Below are 16,861 nucleotides of genomic sequence, written 5' to 3'. Positions count from 1 at the left end.
GATCGCTCTTCGCGATCGACGTGCACCGGTAGACGGACGGTGGACGGAACAGTTCGGGCCGGCAAGGGAATTGGTGCGGAGTGAGCCACATCGTCGTCAAGCGTCCGCCTCGGGCGCTGCCGAAGAACGTGCCCACGGAGGAGGTCCACCTTCAGTCGCCGCCGGAGCTGCCGCGCGGACAGCAGGAGGGCGCGTGGATGCAACTCCTGCCCATGCTCGGCATGGGGGGGTCCGTGGTGTTCTTCTTCAACCCCTCGGCCCAGCCCATCATGAAGATCATGGGCATGGTGATGATCGCGTCCACGATCGCCATGGGCATCGCGATGCTGGTGCGTTACCGTCGCGGCAACCAGGGCCAGATGGCCGACACGCGCAGGGACTATCTCCGGTATCTGTCGCAGACCAGACGCACCGCCCACGAGACGGCGAAGGCCCAGCGTGACGCGCAGTACTACCTGCATCCTTCGCCGGACCAGCTGTGGGCGCTGGTCGCCGAGGGCAGCCGGCTCTGGGAGCGGCGCACGGGCGACGAGGACTTCGCCCAGGTGCGCGTGGGTCTCGGCCCGCAGGCCCTGGCTACTCCCCTGGTACCCCCGGAGACCGCTCCGGTGGACGAGCTGGAACCGCTGACCGCCGGTGCCATGCACCGCTTCCTCGCCACACACAGCACCCTCGAGCACCTCCCGATGGCGGTCTCCCTGCGGGCGTTCTACCACCTGACGATCAGCGGCGAGCCGGTCACCGTGCGCGGCACGGCGCGGGCCGTCACTGCTTCACTCGCCGCGCTGCACTCCCCCGAGGACCTGGTGATCGCGGTCGCCACGGGGCGGGAGGCGGCGGCGGAATGGGAGTGGGCCAAGTGGCTCCCGCACGCTCAGGCGGGGGGCGAGGCGGACGGTGCGGGCTCCCGGCGTCTGATGACGGCCGATCCGGCCGCGCTGGAAGAGCTGCTCGGCGCGCGTCTCGAAGGCCGCCCCCGATTCCATCCACAGAGCCGCCCGGTGCCCGACCAGCCTCACCTGGTCATCGTCCTCGACGGGGTCTCCCTGCCACCGACGTCGCTGCTGGCGAGCCCCGAGGGCCTGCAGGGGGTGACAGTCCTCGAGCTGGTCCCCGGCACCCTCACCACCGGACGCGGAGACCTCTCGGTCGTCGTGCAGCCGGACGAACTCCGCCTGGAGGCCGTCCACGGAGCGGTCTACGAGGGCACCCCCGACATCCTGTCCCAGGAGAGCGCGGAGGCCCTGGCGAGGCAGCTCGCGCCGTTGCGCGCGGGCACGGGCGGTGACGACGACGAGCCGTTGCTCGCCAACCTGGAGTTCACCGACCTCCTCAACCTCGGCGACGCCGCATCCGTCGATCCGCGTCGGACCTGGCGGCCCCGCTCCCAGTCCGAACGGCTCAGGGTGCCGATCGGCGTCGGCGAGGACGGCCGGCCCGTGATGCTCGACCTCAAAGAAGCGGCGCAGGAGGGCATGGGTCCGCACGGCCTGTGCGTGGGCGCGACCGGTTCCGGCAAGTCGGAGCTGCTGCGCACCCTCGTCCTCGGCCTGGCGGTGACCCACTCCTCCGAGACCCTCAACTTCGTACTCGCCGACTTCAAGGGCGGCGCGACCTTCGCCGGCATGGCGCAACTGCCGCACGTGGCAGCCGTGATCACCAACCTCGCCGACGACCTGACCCTGGTCGACCGGATGGGCGACTCGATCCGCGGCGAGCTCAACCGCCGTCAGGAGATGCTCCGGGACGCGGGCAACTACGCCAACATCCACGACTACGAGAAGGCCCGAGCGGCCGGCGCCGCGCTGCAGCCCATCCCCTCCCTCGTCCTCGTCATCGACGAGTTCAGCGAGCTGCTCACGGCGAAGCCGGACTTCATCGAGATGTTCGTCCAGATCGGCCGTATCGGCCGGTCCTTGGGTGTCCACCTGCTGCTCGCTTCGCAGCGCCTGGAGGAAGGCCGCCTGCGCGGCCTGGAGACCTACCTGTCGTACCGCATCGGTCTGCGCACCTTCTCCGCGGCGGAGTCCCGGTCCGCTCTCGGTGTCCCGGACGCCTACGAACTGCCGAACGTCCCCGGTTCCGGCTTCCTGAAGTTCGGTACGGACGAAATGGTGCGCTTCAAGGCCGCCTACGTCTCGGGCGTGTACCGCACGACTGCTCAGCAGGCGGCGGCACCCGGCGGTCCCCGACCGGTCGACCGGCGTCCCGTCCTGTTCACCGCCGCCGAGGTCCCGGTGCGTTACCTGGCGGTGCCGCCGCAGCGTGAGGAGACTCCGGACGAGACGGGCGACGCCCTCGCCGACACCGTGCTCGACGTCGTCGTCCGGCGCCTGGAGGCGCAGGGTCCGGCGGCCCACCAGGTGTGGCTGCCCCCGCTGGACAGCCCGCCGTCGCTCGACACCCTGCTGCCCGGCCTCGCCCAGGTGGCGGGGCGCGGGCTGACCCAGCCCGGGTACGAGGGCGCGGGGCAGCTCGTCGTGCCCGCCGGCATCGTCGACAAGCCGTACGAGCAGCGCCGGGACCCGCTCTGGTTGAACTTCGGCGGCGCGGCCGGTCACATGCAGATCCTGGGCGGCCCGCAGTCCGGCAAGTCGACACTGCTGCGCACGATCGTCGCGTCCTTCGCGCTCACGCACACTCCGCACGAAGTGCAGTTCTACGGATTGGACTTCGGTGGTGGCGGTCTGTCGGCGGTGGCCGGTCTGCCCCACGTCGGAGGCGTGGCCTCACGTCTCGACCCCGAGAAGGTACGGCGTACGACGGCCGAGGTCTACGGCGTGCTGACCCGACGCGAGGAGTACTTCCGCACGGCCGGCATCTCCTCGATCGCGGAGTTCCGCGCCCGCCGTGCGCGAGGGGACATCTCGGTGACCGACCAGCCGTGGGGCGACGTTTTCCTCGTCATCGACGGCTGGGGCAACTTCCGCACGGACTACGACGGACTGGAGCCGCTGGTCCTGGACATCGCGGCACGCGGCCTCGGCTATGGCATCCACGTGATCCTCACCGCGTCCCGCTCCATGGAGGTTCGCAGCAACCTCAAGGACCACCTGATGAACCGCCTCGAACTGCGGCTCGGGGACACCATGGACTCGGAGTTCGACCGCAAGGTCGCGGCGAACGTGCCGACGGGCGTGCCCGGTCGCGGCCAGACGCCGCAGAAGCAGCACTTCATGGCGGCGGTCCCGCGCATCGACGGGCTCTCCTCCGACACGGACCTCGCCGAGGCCACACAGGCACTCGGAAGCGAGGTCACCCGGCACTGGCAGCAGCCCGGTGCGCCAGCGGTGCGGCTGCTGCCGCGCGAGTTCCCGGCGCACCAGCTCCCCCCGGGGGACCGGTTCCCGCGACGGGGGGTGTCCTTCGCACTCGACGAGGACAACCTGGAACCGGTGTTCGTCGACTTCGAGCAGGACCCGTTCTTCCTCATCTTCGGCGAGAGCGAGTCCGGCAAGTCGAACCTGCTGAAGCTCCTCATCCGGCGGCTCTCCGAGCGCTACGACGGCGACTCCTGCAAGCTGTTCGTCATCGACAACCGCCGTACGCTGCTGGGCGTCACCCCGCCGTCGCACCTGGCCGAGTACGTGCCCATGTCGAACCAGATGCAACATCACATGGACGCGCTGGCCGAGCTGATGCAGCGCCGCACGCCGACCGCCGACGTCACGCCGGAGCAGTTGCGCGACCGCAGTTGGTGGCAGGGGCCGACGGTGTACATCATCATCGACGACTTCGACCTGGTCGCCACGTCCAGCGGCAACCCGCTGGCCCACCTCACCGAGCTCCTGCCCTTCGCCCGCGACGTCGGCGTGCGCTTCATCATCGCCCGCTCGACCGCGGGCGCGGGCCGCGCCGGCTACGAGGCCTTCACGCAGCGCCTCAAGGAACTCGGCGCCCAGGGCGTCGTTCTCGGCGGCGACCCGGCCGAGGGCGACCTGCTGGGCGGGGTGCGGCCGCGTCCGATGCCGCCGGGCCGGGGCGTGTTCGTGTCGCGGCGGCGGGGGAAGCCGTTGGTGCAGGTGGGGTTGGTGGAGGACGGGCACCAGACGTGAGAGTACTCCGGAAAGCCGGGCTCTTCGGTGTCCTCCCCCTGGTGCTCGCCCTCACGGCCGCGTACGTCTGGTATCAGGTGAGCGACACCGGCAGAGGCTGGCGGTACGAGGACAAGCTCGCGACGTATTGCGGCGGACTGATCCCGTACGACGAGTCGGCTGTCTTCACCGGCCTCAACACCGAGGTCGGCCTCTCGCATGACGCGGAACACGGGTTCGGCGAGGACCGTTTCCGCTCCTGCCGCGTCGCGGACCTGGCGGTGAGTGTCGGACTGATCCGTGCCGACGCGACCCGCTCGGACGTCGTAGCCGACATGCTGAGCACTCTGGACCGAGAGGCGTCGGACCACCTGCCCGTGGGCCTGGGCGGCGGTTGGCGCGGCTTCACGGACGGGCGGACCACGGCTGTCGTACTGCCCTGTACCAACAAGGACGCGTCCCTGGTGGTGAACATCGCGGGCGATGAATCCCACGGGAACGGCGACGAAAGCCGAGCCGTGGGGGAGCTGGCCACCGCTGTCGCGCGCAAGGCGGCCGACCAAGAGTCGTGCGAGGCGTCCTTCGGCGGACACATACCGGAACTCTCGCTCTCGAACGAGCAATACGCCGCGGCCGGTGCTTCGGGCACCTGCGAGGGCCTCGAGATACCGGAGACCCAGTGGGTCAACTGGGTCCAGGGAAGCGTGGCTTCGGACAGCTCACCGCTGGAACTCTGTCTGCTGGGCGAGACGAAGGCGCGGGACGAAATCCTGTACTCCATGGAGGCATCGTTCGGCCCCTACGCACAGCGTCTCCGGCCGGCCGACCACGACGAGCAGTGGCCAGAACCAGGCCTCACGCACGACAGCGCGACGGCGACGGCGTCCTGCCCCGGCAGCACCGTTCCAGCCGTCTTCCGCATCCATGCGACGGTCTACGCCGCTCCGACGGAGCAGTTCCTCCGCTCGGCCCTGCGCACCTTCGCCGAGCGGTCGGCGGCCCGGCACGGCTGTACGGACCTCGAGCTGCCCGACTGACGGCGGCCTCGAACACCGCGAGGGTGGGCGTCTCCCGCGCACGCCCACCCTCGTTGCTTGTCCTTGCGCCTACTGCAGGTACTTGGACGCCGCCAGGTCGCCCTCCATGTACGTACCGCCGGAGGTGCCGACGACATGTCCGATGCCCATGAGGGCCTCGTGAATGGCGGTGGTCTCCGTGCGCCAGGCCGCCAGCTTGACGTTGAAGGCGCCGTGGGCCTTGCCCTCCCAGTACTGCTGGCAGTCTTGCACCAGCTTGGTGAGATGCTGAATGTCCTCGTCGAGGAGCTTCGCCTCGTTGGCGAGGTTCGTCGCCGCGAAGTCGAGTCCGTCGTACGTTACCGCCAGACCGTCGGCGTTACGCCCCATCTCTGCCTACCTCGTTTCGTTCCGGAGATGCTCCGGCTGTAGCTGATGTCTGCATCCCGAATGGTGCCCAAACAGTTCTTCGGCGCCCTAGTGGCCGTTCCTCTCAGAACGAGCTGAGGGGCGACGACCGAAGCGAGGCAGCACCTTCGTAGACGTCGATCTTGTTCACGGCGGCAAGGACTTCGTCTTCCTTGCTGTCCTTGATCTTGCGCGTCGCGGTGATCCCGTCCACGACGTCCGCGAGGATGCGGCCCATGTTCTGCAGCGACTGGTTGATCTCGAGCTGCTTCTTGTCGAACGCGGCACGGCCGACGCCCTGCCACTGACCACCAGTCTCGAGAGTGTCGATCACGCCCTGCAGATTGTGCACCCGCTTGCGGATGTTCTCGAACTTCTCGTAAATGTCCTTCTGCAGCTTGTCTACGGCTAGGTCTTCGAGCTTCTGGTCGGCCATGATCCGCCCCTGCCCTCCCTGTTCCTTTTCTCGTTACGACACCGACGACGCCGGTGTCAGTTCGCGCGCTTCGCCCGCAGCACGGCGAAGGCGCCGCCTCCGAGCACGACCACGGCTGCGGCGGCGCCGAGCGCGATCCACAGCGTGCTGCCGCTGTCGTTCGACGCGTCCGACGCCACGGTCTTCGCGTCATCCGATCCTGCAGCCGCCTGCTCGTCCTTGGGCGCCCCTTCCGCACCTTGTGACGCGGCTGTTGTCCCCGCGGACGGCTTGGCGGAGGCGGACGCCGGCGGAATCTCCGTGACCAGCTTCTCCCCCTCCTGCGTGTTCTCCTTCCGGAGCGGGTCGGAGTACGGCTCGCCGGGGTCGTAGTCCGGGTTCGCCAGCACCGACCGAGGCCGGATGGTTCCGTAGCCGGCGGTCGAGGTCGGCTTGTCCTTGGGCCACTTGCGACCGGCCGTGTCGATCAGGGAGCGGGTGACCTGGTTCGCCGTCCAGTCCGGGTGCGCGGACCAGATGAGGGCGGCTGCGGCCGAGGTGATGGCGGTGCTGAAACTGGTGCCGTTGAGGTTGTGGCAGTACTCGTGGAAGTTCCCATTGCAATAAGCGGGCAGGCCTTCACCCGGCGCCACCAAGTCGACCTGGCCACCCGACTGACCGAAGTCCGAGATGCGACTTTTCTCGTCGATCGACGACACACCAATAACGTATTCGTACGCCGCTGGATATTCGATGTAGCCACTGTCCTGGCCACTGTTGCCGACGCTCGCGATCAGGACTTTTCCCTTGGATGCGGCATACCTTACCGCTGCTGCTTCTCCTGCCCCGTAGAACTCGTTTCCGACGGACATGCTGATGATGCGCACGTCGGTGTCCGCAGCGGCCCTGATTGCTTCCTGCAAAGTGGGCGCCAATTCATCATCCTTGGCGCTGGGCGAGTCTCCCAATGCCGCTTTGTACGGCACAATTTGCGCATCAGGCGCCAGGCCCTGGAGTCGCCCGTCCGCGCCGCTACCAGCGATCAACTCTGCCATGGTCGTCCCATGGCCAACATCATCGTCCGTGGCACCGTACGCAACTTGCTTCGGCACTTCGTCGGCCAGGACCCGGCCTCTGAGGGAAGGCGTGTCGGGGTTCACGCCAGTGTCGATCACGGCGACCTTGATACCCTCCCCCGTGCTGGTCTTCCACATCTTCTCGGCCTGCATCGGCCCCAGGTACCACTGCTCCGACTGCACGTCGGCCGCAGTGGCACCAGGAGCAAAGCTCACGCCGACGACGATCAGGGCGCTCGCGACAGAGCCCCCTACGCGCACTCGCAGCCCTCGGCGTGTTGCTGACTTCATGATGGGATGAGTCCTCGCTCGCGCTCAGTTGACAACCGGCGGCACATCGCGCCGCGGATTCGTAGGCAGGTGTGTCTCTTCGTCCTCGACCAGGTAGTCGGGGCGCTCCGCGCCTTCCTCCCTGCGTTCGTCACGACCGCGCCCACGTCCGCCGGGACCTCGTACGAGCCCCGCACCACCACGGGTCATGCCGTTCCGTTCGGCGCGGGCGGCAGACCTCGACCCCGCGGGCGCACCGGTGATACCGGGCTTCGCCGCGGAGCGGCCCTTTCCCGACTGCGACCCGGCGTCGGCCCCGACGACCGTGCCACGGGGCAGCTTCGGACCACTTCGTCCCGCTACGCCTGTAGTGCTCGCTGGCCGACCGCCAACCACACCACCGGTCCGGCCGGCTCCAGTGACCGGGCCACTCGCCGGTCTCGGCGCCATCGTGGGATTGGGACGTGGTGTACCGCCGCTCACCCCGTGCCCCACGGGGGAGGGCTTGGCTCCTGACGTGATCCCCTTAGCCCCCGGCTGCTGCCCAGCAGGCGTCGGACGTCCCACCTGATTGAAGGGACCCTGGTTGCCCGGACGTCCCGGACCCGGGCCCCCACCCGAACTGGGAGGAGTCACACGCCCCTGAGCGGAAAACGGTGCCTTGGTACGGCCGGTTCCACCATCGGTCCGGCCAGGGCCGCCACGGGGCAGCGGACTGCCGAAACCTGGACCGAACGGCCCAGTAGGCCCACCACCGTCGCCCTGGGGCAGCGTGGTCGGCAACGTGTGACCGGGAGCGGGAGACGTGGGAAGCGTCGGCGTGCCGACACTGTCGATGTTCGTCCCGACAGGAACATCAGTGTAAACATTCTGCCGTGTGATGCCCGCAGGTGAAACGACTGAACCGTCCGCTGCATGCGGCTGAGTCCGGCCCTCCATGACCGAAGTCGAATGACCGTCTGAGAAGTTCCCGCTCTCGCTTCCCTGGGTGCGACGCGGCTGAGGATCGGTCGGCACGCCGACGCGGCGCGCGACTCGAGGCTTCGGAACTCCCACATCCGGCATAGCCTTGAACGTCGGCGGTTCCAGCCCCGCCAGCATCTCCTCCGACACAGCGTAGTAGGACGACAACCGGTTCATCTGGTTGATCGCCTCTTGGCGATTCTTCTCGACACGGACCGCTGCTGCGTACTCGCTGTTGCCATCGACCTGCATAGGCGTCGGAATCTGCTCGGGGCGCAGCGCCTTGCTCGTCGGCCTCGTATCACGTTCCGGCATGGCCGTGCGCACATTCGCCAAGCCCACAGCGGCAGCGGTGATCTGGTCTCCTGCCCCGCCGGCAAAGGTACTCAGGGCGTGTGTGCTGGTGACGAGAGAGCGCCCCCACTTGCGAAACGCTTCGCCCGCCTCGCCGACCCAGTGGACGTTACCGATGTGACCGTCCAGCTCCTTGGCGGCCTCCTTGATGGCGTCCCGTGCATCCCACAGTGCTTTGCCAGAGCTCTCCAGATCTTCCGGATTCGTCTGTTCCACGAGCTCGAGCATCTCGTTGAGGTCGTGGTTCTCGAAGTTTGTTCGGCCCTTCATGGCCGAGCCCAGCGGCGTCGATTCGACAGCCGACTTCAGCATGCCGCCGAAAAGCCTGAACGAGGGGCGCTCTTCCAGGCCTCGGGTCAGATCCGCAGCGGCGTTCTGCTGAGAAACTCGGTCGTAGTCCGCCTCATGGTGCTTGTCGGACATCGTTTAGAGACTCCCGCTGGTAGCCGCCTGATTGCTGTGCAGAGCTTCGCCCTTGGCGCCCTCGATCTTCCTGATCTCCGTCTGGATCTGCGCGAAGCGGCGGCGCTGTTCCTCTTCGAGGTTGTCGAAGCCCACGTGCGCGCCCCTGACAGCGATGCCGATGGCCTCGATCTGAAGATGCAGTGTCTTCGAGAGGCTGGTGAGCTCTTCGTGGACCCGGTTGTACTGCAGGTATAACGCGTGGGCCTCAGGGAAGGCGGCCGTGCTGCCGCTGTTGAGTGAAGAGGGCTTGATCCTCTGTGCGCCGATGCGCGTCGGATCGCCCGCCGACCCTTCAAGATTGCGAAGCGCGCTGTCCACCCGCTTCACGAACGTCGACAGCGCCTCGCCAGTGACCTCCAGGTTGGCCGCCCTGGCGGCGGACACCCCTCCCACCATGTCAGCTGGAAGCATGCTGCTACCTCCCCCGCTTCCCCGTACACCCATCGGCCGAGCCAGACTGAACGGCTCGCGCCCGCAACTGATCGTAACCTCAAGGCTTCGTCACTGTAGTCGCCGGGCAGTTCCTGCCCAACTGCCATTTACGCCAGGCCCGTTACAACCCCACACTGGTTTCGTGTTCAATCACTACGGCAGCCGGGGCCTCGCGCTCGTCCTCGCCAAGCCTGCCTCATTTCGTCACGCCTCCACCATGAGTACTCGTACTCATACGTCGCGGCGGGCACGTCGCACACTGGCCCCTGACAGCCGGGGACGAACGCCAGGAACGTCAGGCTTCCGCGCCGTACATCACGAAGGCTCCCCATGCCTGACTGCCCACGGCGAAAGTGGGACCCTCGGCGTTCTTCGAATCGCGGACGTGGACGGCGCTGGGAGCATGCGCGATCTCGACGCAGGTTTCACCGTCGGGGCCGCTGCTGTGGCTGCTCTTGAACCACGCCAGTGCGACTGCATCCCCGGCGGTGGATTCGTAGATCGTGTCTCTCCCAGTAATTGCTCGATGAAGGCCCTTGAGTCGCCCGGTGGAAGCGCCTGGGCACGGATGGTGCCGTAGCGCAGTTCAAGGATGCGCAGTTGCCTCGGTTCGTGAATGGGCCGACCGTTGAAGACGCCGTCCGAGCGGCCCACCGCCGTCCCGTCCGCGAACTTCAGCACCTCGATCCTGCCGCCGATGCCAGCGTGAGGTCCGCTGTTCATCGGCATCACCTGAAGGGTGACGTTAGCCAATAGCCCTACCTCCAGGAGGCGTTCGACCTGTTGTCGTCGCACCCGTGTGCCTCCGACGCGACGGCGAAGCGTCGCCCCCTCCAGGACGAAGCAGAGTGCCGGCGCCGGACACCGGTCATAGACCGCCCTGCGTGCGATGCGCGCCGCCACCAGGCGTTCCGGGTCCTCCGGGGAGTAGGCGGGCTGCCGGCACTCCAGCAGGGCCCGGGCATGCTCGGGTGTCTGCAGCAGGCCCGGGATGCTGTTGCATTCGTACGCTCCGATCTCCGCCGCCTTGGCTTCCAGCCGAGTCAGCTCGCGCACCTTCTTCGGATACCGAACCTTCGCCACGTCCTCCTTCATGGCGGCGAGCAGCCCGCCAGCACCCAGCAGTTCGTCAGCCGTGTCGAGGTACTCGGGGCGGGGAATCCGCCTCCCGCCCTCGATTTTGTAGATCAGGTCCTCGCCGTACCCGGTCGCCTACGCGAAGTCCGGGACTGTCATCCCCACCACCTCACGCCGCAGCCTCAGCTGCCGCCCCACGGTCTCGATGACCGCGACACCCCACTCGTCGTCGGGATCGACCTCCCGCCCCGGCTCGTCCGATTCACTTCTGAGCAACCCCGCGTCGCCATCAATCGCCACCATGCCCGTGCCCCTTCGTCGTGGCGCATCGGCTCAACGTCGCCCTACCGCACCGCGTTTCCCGGTAGGCCCGGACATGACTGGACAAGACCTGGACGGTGACGATATGTAGCAGGATTGTCACGATTCACGATAGGTGCAGGCCAGCGCGGCGCGCGGCGCGAACAGCGAGATCGCTGGCCTCGGGCCAATCCGGCGGCTCAGCCTCTACGGTCACCAGGACTACGTCATCGCCCTCCGCCGCCATGCCGGCGACACGGACCGCCCCATCAGCCTCTTCCCGACCACGTGACCGGCGGCTTCGTCGGGGCCCTGTACCGGCGTTCCACCCGGTTGCGGCGTCGTCACACGCGCTCCTTGGCGCTCCATCTCACCGCCTCAAAAGGACTCCGGCGACCGACCGTTGTCGAAGACGACCCCGTGCTCGCCCACGCTCACCGGGACATCGACCCATCGGGCCTCGCCGTCGACGGTCGAGACGTACTGACAGTGGTGGCCGGTGTCCTGGTCGTACGCGACGCCTTCGACGTCCGGCACCTTGTCGCAGCGCAGATGCTTGCTTACGCCGTTGTACTCCCTCCAGAGTTGGCCGTAAACGGACTTCGCCGTCAGCACGGCCTGGCCGGCGTTGGTGATGTCGTAGGAGTTCAGGTCGTCGGTCAACTTCTCGAACTCGATCGACCAGGTGACCTCTTGGCCCTCGTAGGTGACGGTGCACCCCGTGGTGGCACCCGGCTCCTCGCTCACCTTGCCGCCCTCGCACGTGGCGCTGGTCTTCCCGGGCGTCCCGGCCATGGCCACGGTCTTCTTGCGCAACTCCCACAGCGTCCGCTCGGTGAACGGGGCGTCGTCGGCGGGCTCCGGCGGCAGGGCGCCGCTCAGTGTCGTCACCGTCAGGAGTGCTGGCTCGGCCGAGGTGATCGCGACGGACAGTTGCTTGCCGTTCTTCGGCGGTGCGGTGCCCGCGGGGCGGGAAGCGCTGTCGTCGGCCGATCCCGACCCACTGCAGCCTGCGGCGACGAGCGTGATCAGGGCCACGCCCGCGAGCTTTCCACCGATACGCATGAGGCCTCACGCTAATCCATGGGCGAGGCCCGGGTACCGTTCGCCGAACGCCCCGTCGGCGGGTGATGGTATAAGCGACAGGTGATCAGGTCGGTGGCCGGGCGAGCGCGGTGCAGTGGCCTGCCCGAATGGAAATGGGGGAATTCATGACGTTCGAGCAAGAATGGGCTCACCTGCACACGGCGGCGGCCGAGCGGACCGGCATGCAGATCGACAGCCTGTCGGCCGAGGGCGGCGGAGGCGGAGGCGGCGGCAAGGACCTGGTGGTCCACCGGGACGACCTCGGCGCCATCGGCAATGACGCCTACGACCTGCTGGGGCGGCTGACGAAGGACGGTGACCACGCCCGGGTCGCCACGTTCGACGCGGCGACGGCACTGACGAACGGGAACTTCGCGAGCGGTTCGGGGCTGCTGAAGGTGCACGACAACTGGCAGACCCATCTCCGGACATTGCTGGACGCCTGCGGACAGATATCGAATCACCTCGATTACAGCAAGGCCCGGCACGCCAAGGACGAGGCAAAGGTCGAAGGGGATCTGACTCGGATCTCCGTACTCACGAAATACATGCAGTAGGGCTCGGGGGAGCGTGCAGCGTGCTGAAGTACGAGGACATCATCGACGCCCCGCTGGGCAAGCTGAAGACCGCCGTCGACGACTGGTCGGACATGGTGGGAAAGCTGGACACCCTCGCCACCGACGCCGGCGACGGAATGAAGGCCAAGGCGGACAAGGCGGCCTGGGAGGGCGTCAACGCCGGCGTCACCAAGACGTTCATCACCAAGACCGTCAAGGAGTTCGCGGACGCCGTGGTCGAGGCCAAGGGCGTGCACCGGATCCTTCACGAGGGCTACACGGCCATCAAGAAGGCCATGGACGACCTGGTCAACATCAGGGACCACGAGGGCCCCGCGGCCGGTGTCCGCGTCGACGGCAAGGGCAAGGTCACGGCGAAGCAGCCGCTGTCCGAGATTCCCGCGGCACGCCACGACCCCGACTACAGCAAGCTCCTGCACGAGGAGCGGAAGAACATCGAGTCGTGGCAGAAGAAGATCGACGATATCGTCGACAACTGCAACGACACCGACGTCTCCCTGAACAACACCCTCGCCGCCAACGCCACCGGCCGCAAGGACTTCGGCGCCCCCAAGTACACCAAGCTGGACCAGGAGGAGGCCGACCGTGCCGCGGCCCTGGCGGCCAAGGGCCGGGACATCTCGCACGAGGACCTGGAGAAGCTCAACGAGCTGCTGAAGGACAACAGTTCGTCGGCGGAGTTCTCCACGCACTTCTACAACAAGCTCGGCCCCGAGAAGTCCCTCGCGTTCTTCGGGCAGCTCGCCACGGACACGTACGACTACAGCAAGGTCGACCCGGAGCGCCTCAAGGACGTCCAGGAGCTCCAGAAGAACCTCGGCCTCAACCTTGCCACCGCCTCCCACGACAATGCGTTCACCGACAAGTGGGGCCCGGAGCTGCGCAAGCTGGGCACCGAGCACATCCCGCTGTCCAAGCACGATGCGGGCGGGCCCTTCGGGTATCAGCTGCTCGGCGGGATCATGCGGTACGGCAACTACGACGCGAAGTTCCTCAACCCGATCGCCGAACACGTGGCGCAGCTGCACGCCAAGGACCCCGGCCTGTTCGCCGAGACCAAGATGGTGAACAGCTGGCTCAAGAACCCGTTCAACCCCTCGGGAGTGAACGGCGCCGGCTACGAGCCGACCACCGCCATGCTGGAGGCGCTCGGCAACAGCCCGGAAGCGGCGAAGAAGTTCTTCACCGATCCGCCGACCGCGTACAACGAGGACGGCACGGTCAACCACGGCGCGACGGCCGACCTCGGCAAGGACAAGGACGGCCAGGCGTTCGACAACTACCTCGACTTCTTCACCAACGAGAAGTGGGAGTCCTTCGGCGACGTCAACTCGCTCGACCCGAAGGAGCTCGAGGCCTCGCTCGGCTACATGCCCGACGCCCTCGGCCACGCCCTGGAGTCGGCGACCCTCGGCTACCCGGCCGGGCACCCGGACGCCGACGTGGTGCGCGACGAGGCCAACGTCGCGGTCATGCAGCAGGTCATGGAGAAGTACTCCGAGGACCCGGGTCTCCTCAAGGAGCACCACGAGGCGATGGCCGACAGCCTGGGGGTCATGGGCGCCGGCTACATCGACGACATCAACTGGGCGTTGGCCAAGAACGATCAGGAGAGCGTCTTCGCGCCGAGCAAGAACCCGGAAGGGCACCTCGACTTCTCGGACACTGTGGACGGGAACGGGCGGAGCGTCGTCCGGGGCTTCCTCAGTACTCTGGGGCAGCATCCAGACGCCTACGCGACACTTTCAACCGCGGAGCAGGTCTACACCCGTAGCGTGCTGGAGGGGACCGTCGGCCCGGACGGAATCATTGAGGGTGCTGCCAGGGCGACCGTGCGTGTGGGCGCCGAGGTGCAAGGCATGCTTGACCAGTCCCGAGCCGACCAGGTGGAGGCGACGAACCTCAAGACCCACGAGGACTACGAGAAGGCGGTCGCCAAGCGGGCGGGCTGGGTCGAGTTCGGAGCCACAGCTGGCATCGCTGCGGGCGTCGCCTTTCTGCCCGCGACTGCGGCCGTGGGCACGGCTGCGGTGCTCATCCCGTTGGCCACCGACACTGCCAGCGGGGCTGCGGAACAGCTCATCAGTCAGATGGTCGGCGACGTGTCCGACAACTCGGTGGATGAGCACAAGGAGAAGATCGAGGACCTCACCGAGAAGGAGAAGGAGAAGATCTACTCTGCCGGTGAGAGTATGGCTGAGGCTCCGATGGAGGAGTTCCTGGCATACAACGGCGTGGACGAGAACAGCGACTTCAATCAAGACCTGCACGAATCAATGCTGATCGGTTACGGGGTCGGTAACGACCGGGAGAATCAGCAGGGCAACGGTCCGGAGACCGGCTGATACCGGCGGACGAAGGGCCGAAGACACTTAAGGATGGGGACAGTGATCAGTCGTGGACCGGTACGCGGGAGGCTCCTCTCCATTGCCGTGGCCGGTGCCTTGCTCGTAGCGGCCACCGGTTGTGGAGACGACGGGGACGAGGACGGGGTTCCAGACGACTACAAGGTCGTTGCGGGAACAGAGCTTTGTGGTGGCAGCGCCATCTCCTCCGACGCGGCCAAGTCACTCAAGGTGATCACGGGCTCGTCGCGCTTCGAAGCGTCGGCGGAGGAGTACACGGTCAAGCAAGCAACAGCAGACCTTGCCGACGCGTACCCGCGCGCCACCGGGAACAACGACATCTGCCGTATCTACACGCCCCGCGGCACCCCGGACTTCGACCTCAGAATCACCTGGGACCTGGCGGACGGCCCTCCGACAGGTGACTCGGCCCCGGAGTTCACCGAACTGAAGATGGGAGAACTGGCCGTGACGGCCGCGGACAAGGCCTATGTCTTTTTCGCATGCCAGAGCGACAAGCTGGGCTTCCCGCCAGACGTTCACGTCGTCATCGGGGTGCGGCACTGGGCCACGCCGACAACGCCCGAAGGTGACATCCAGGCGCTGAAGGACGCCTATGCGACCGTGGCCCACTCCGTCTCACTGGCCATGGCCAAGGAACTGGGCTGCAAGGACAACGGCGGGCTTCCCGCAAAGCCCGTGCTGGATCCCGCGTAGCCGCCGGTGAGGCGCCACGGGGACTATGGCACCGTCACTCCTGGCTCCGCCCTCCACCACCCCGCCGCCGCGAATCCCGTACCGCCACCGCTGTACCGCCCAGGCCGGCTGCCAGGACCAGGGCGCCGACGGCCACGTAGGTGCCCAGGCGGGTGTTGCGTTCCTCTGCGGTTTCGCCGAGGTGGAGAGGTGGGACGTCGGGGGCTATGGCGTGGACGTCTGGTTGTTCGGCTGCGGGGGACTCCACCGGGTGGGCGGGGTCCACGGCGGTCAGGGCCCTGACCGGGTCGATCACGCCCCAGCCGACGAGGCGGTCGTGGCCGGGGATGGAGCGTTCGGCCGTCTGCTCGATCTGGGCGACGATCTGCTCGGCGGTCCACTTGGGGTAGGCCGACTTCAGCAGGGCCGCCACCCCGGCCACGTAGGGCGCGGAGAAACTGGTGCCGTTGTCCGAGCAGTGGCCGCCGCCGGGGACGGTGGAGATCATGTCGACGCCGGGGGCCGCCACGCCGACGAACTCGCCGGCCTGGGAGAAGGGCGCTCGTTCGTTGTTGCGGTCGGAGGATGCGACGGCGAGGACGCCTTCGTACGAAGCCGGGTAGGTCGTCTTGTCCTTGCCGCCGAGGCCGTCGTTGCCCGCCGAGGCGACGACCACGACCTCCTTGCCCAGGGCGTAGTCGACGGCCGACTCCAGGGTCGAGTCGGGTTTGATCGCCTTGGCCGTGTCCTGGGAGATGTTGATGACGTCGGCGCCGGCGTCCACGGCGTAACGGATCGACGTGGCCAGGGTGCCGGCCGTGCCGTTGCCCTCCGCGTCGTTCTGCTTGATGGGGATGATCGTGGACTCCGGGGCCAGGCCGACGAATCCGGTGCCCTCGGCGGGGCGGGCCGCGATGATGCCGGCCACGCGTGTGCCGTGGCCGACGGTGTCGGTGGTCCCGTGGGCGTTGCCCCGTTCGATCTTCTCGCCCTTGTCGTTCTTCTCGGGCAGGTAGTTCTTGCCCTTCGACGCGTCGACGGCGTCGGTGAGTTGGGGGTTCTTCACGTCCACGCCCGTGTCGATCACCGCGACCTGGACACCCTTGCCCTTCGACTGCGCCCACAGCTCGTCCAGGTTGACGCGCTGGAGGGACCAGGGCCTGCCCTCGTAGTTCTTGGAGGGGAAGGTGCACTCGGCCGCACGCGCCACGGGGGCGGCCGGGAGGAGAGTGAGTACGGTCGGTGCGGCCAGCACGGTGGCGGTGAGCATGGCCGTCCTCATGCTCCGTGTGCGGGTGCGGGGGCTGGTCCGCTGCTTCTGCATGTTTTCCGTCTTCCGGGGAGCC

13 protein-coding genes and 1 pseudogene are annotated in these 16,861 nt (G+C 67.4%); 5 read left to right on the top strand and 9 right to left on the bottom strand.

Going from position 1 to position 16,861, the window contains the following annotated elements; translation table 11 throughout:
• Positions 1 to 80 precede the first annotated feature (80 nt).
• A complete protein-coding gene (gene eccCa, locus Sco07f_RS35345) occupies positions 81 to 4,055 on the top strand; it encodes a type VII secretion protein EccCa (RefSeq protein WP_108990287.1) in 3,975 nt (1,324 codons plus the stop codon).
• The gene (locus Sco07f_RS35340) at positions 4,052 to 5,071 is read left to right on the top strand and encodes a hypothetical protein (protein WP_108990286.1); all 1,020 of its coding nucleotides are present in this window, start codon (positions 4,052 to 4,054) and stop codon (positions 5,069 to 5,071) included. The genes eccCa and Sco07f_RS35340 overlap by 4 nt, the downstream gene beginning before the upstream one ends.
• 69 nt (positions 5,072 to 5,140) lie before the next feature.
• Here the strand turns inward: Sco07f_RS35340 and Sco07f_RS35335 are convergent, their stop codons facing one another.
• The 8 genes and pseudogenes from Sco07f_RS35335 to Sco07f_RS35300 all read right to left on the bottom strand — a co-directional run bounded on the left by Sco07f_RS35335 (position 5,141) and on the right by Sco07f_RS35300 (position 11,875).
• A complete protein-coding gene (locus tag Sco07f_RS35335) occupies positions 5,141 to 5,440 on the bottom strand; it encodes a WXG100 family type VII secretion target (RefSeq protein ID WP_108990285.1) in 300 nt (99 codons plus the stop codon).
• A 103-nt stretch (positions 5,441 to 5,543) separates the two neighbouring features.
• Entirely contained in the window at positions 5,544 to 5,894 is a 351-nt protein-coding gene (locus Sco07f_RS35330; RefSeq protein WP_174855465.1) for a WXG100 family type VII secretion target, read from the bottom strand.
• A 56-nt stretch (positions 5,895 to 5,950) separates the two neighbouring features.
• The gene (locus tag Sco07f_RS35325) at positions 5,951 to 7,210 is read right to left on the bottom strand and encodes a S8 family serine peptidase (RefSeq protein ID WP_280524577.1); all 1,260 of its coding nucleotides are present in this window, start codon (positions 7,208 to 7,210) and stop codon (positions 5,951 to 5,953) included.
• Positions 7,211 to 7,264: 54 nt separating this feature from the next.
• Complete coding sequence (locus Sco07f_RS35320; RefSeq protein WP_108990282.1) at positions 7,265 to 8,959, bottom strand: WXG100 family type VII secretion target; 1,695 nt, start codon at positions 8,957 to 8,959, stop codon at positions 7,265 to 7,267.
• Positions 8,960 to 8,962: 3 nt separating this feature from the next.
• Entirely contained in the window at positions 8,963 to 9,412 is a 450-nt protein-coding gene (locus Sco07f_RS35315) for a DUF2563 family protein (RefSeq protein WP_108990281.1), read from the bottom strand.
• Positions 9,413 to 9,728: 316 nt separating this feature from the next.
• On the bottom strand, positions 9,729 to 9,845 hold the full coding sequence (locus tag Sco07f_RS41380; protein WP_439959708.1) for a DUF397 domain-containing protein: 117 nt from the start codon (positions 9,843 to 9,845) through the stop codon (positions 9,729 to 9,731).
• A gap of 92 nt (positions 9,846 to 9,937) precedes the next feature.
• Positions 9,938 to 10,813 (bottom strand): annotated as a pseudogene (locus Sco07f_RS35305) (helix-turn-helix domain-containing protein); the annotation flags it as partial.
• A 375-nt stretch (positions 10,814 to 11,188) separates the two neighbouring features.
• On the bottom strand, positions 11,189 to 11,875 hold the full coding sequence (locus Sco07f_RS35300; RefSeq protein WP_159107020.1) for a hypothetical protein: 687 nt from the start codon (positions 11,873 to 11,875) through the stop codon (positions 11,189 to 11,191).
• 146 nt (positions 11,876 to 12,021) lie between these two features.
• On the opposite strand from Sco07f_RS35300, the gene Sco07f_RS35295 reads away from it, so the two are divergent.
• From Sco07f_RS35295 to Sco07f_RS35285, 3 genes are read left to right on the top strand one after another with little or no spacing between them, the layout of a single operon-like run.
• Positions 12,022 to 12,453, top strand: a complete 432-nt coding sequence (locus Sco07f_RS35295; RefSeq protein WP_108990279.1) for a hypothetical protein — start codon at positions 12,022 to 12,024, stop codon at positions 12,451 to 12,453.
• Between the two features lie 20 nt (positions 12,454 to 12,473).
• A complete protein-coding gene (locus Sco07f_RS35290; RefSeq protein WP_108990278.1) occupies positions 12,474 to 14,819 on the top strand; it encodes a hypothetical protein in 2,346 nt (781 codons plus the stop codon).
• A 33-nt stretch (positions 14,820 to 14,852) separates the two neighbouring features.
• Entirely contained in the window at positions 14,853 to 15,536 is a 684-nt protein-coding gene (locus Sco07f_RS35285; RefSeq protein ID WP_174855464.1) for a hypothetical protein, read from the top strand.
• A gap of 34 nt (positions 15,537 to 15,570) precedes the next feature.
• On the opposite strand, the gene mycP is transcribed toward Sco07f_RS35285, so the two are convergent.
• The gene (mycP, locus tag Sco07f_RS35280) at positions 15,571 to 16,785 is read right to left on the bottom strand and encodes a type VII secretion-associated serine protease mycosin (protein WP_108990277.1); all 1,215 of its coding nucleotides are present in this window, start codon (positions 16,783 to 16,785) and stop codon (positions 15,571 to 15,573) included.
• Positions 16,786 to 16,861 lie beyond the last annotated feature (76 nt).

This window comes from Streptomyces coelicoflavus (assembly GCF_003112555.1).
Taxonomy (GTDB): domain Bacteria; phylum Actinomycetota; class Actinomycetes; order Streptomycetales; family Streptomycetaceae; genus Streptomyces; species Streptomyces coelicoflavus.
This window is presented reverse-complemented; position numbering and strand designations above follow the sequence as displayed.

Bases quoted from the DNA above. Each gene is read 5' to 3' on its own strand.
- Sco07f_RS35315 (WP_108990281.1), bottom strand. From the start codon at position 9,412: ATGCTTCCAGCTGACATGGTGGGAGGGGTGTCCGCCGCCAGGGCGGCC.
- Sco07f_RS35285 (WP_174855464.1), top strand. From the start codon at position 14,853: ATGGGGACAGTGATCAGTCGTGGACCGGTACGCGGGAGGCTCCTCTCC.
- Sco07f_RS35330 (WP_174855465.1), bottom strand. From the start codon at position 5,894: ATGGCCGACCAGAAGCTCGAAGACCTAGCCGTAGACAAGCTGCAGAAG.
- Sco07f_RS35320 (WP_108990282.1), bottom strand. From the start codon at position 8,959: ATGTCCGACAAGCACCATGAGGCGGACTACGACCGAGTTTCTCAGCAG.
- Sco07f_RS35300 (WP_159107020.1), bottom strand. From the start codon at position 11,875: ATGCGTATCGGTGGAAAGCTCGCGGGCGTGGCCCTGATCACGCTCGTC.
- Sco07f_RS35295 (WP_108990279.1), top strand. From the start codon at position 12,022: ATGACGTTCGAGCAAGAATGGGCTCACCTGCACACGGCGGCGGCCGAG.
- mycP (WP_108990277.1), bottom strand. From the start codon at position 16,785: ATGCTCACCGCCACCGTGCTGGCCGCACCGACCGTACTCACTCTCCTC.
- Sco07f_RS35335 (WP_108990285.1), bottom strand. From the start codon at position 5,440: ATGGGGCGTAACGCCGACGGTCTGGCGGTAACGTACGACGGACTCGAC.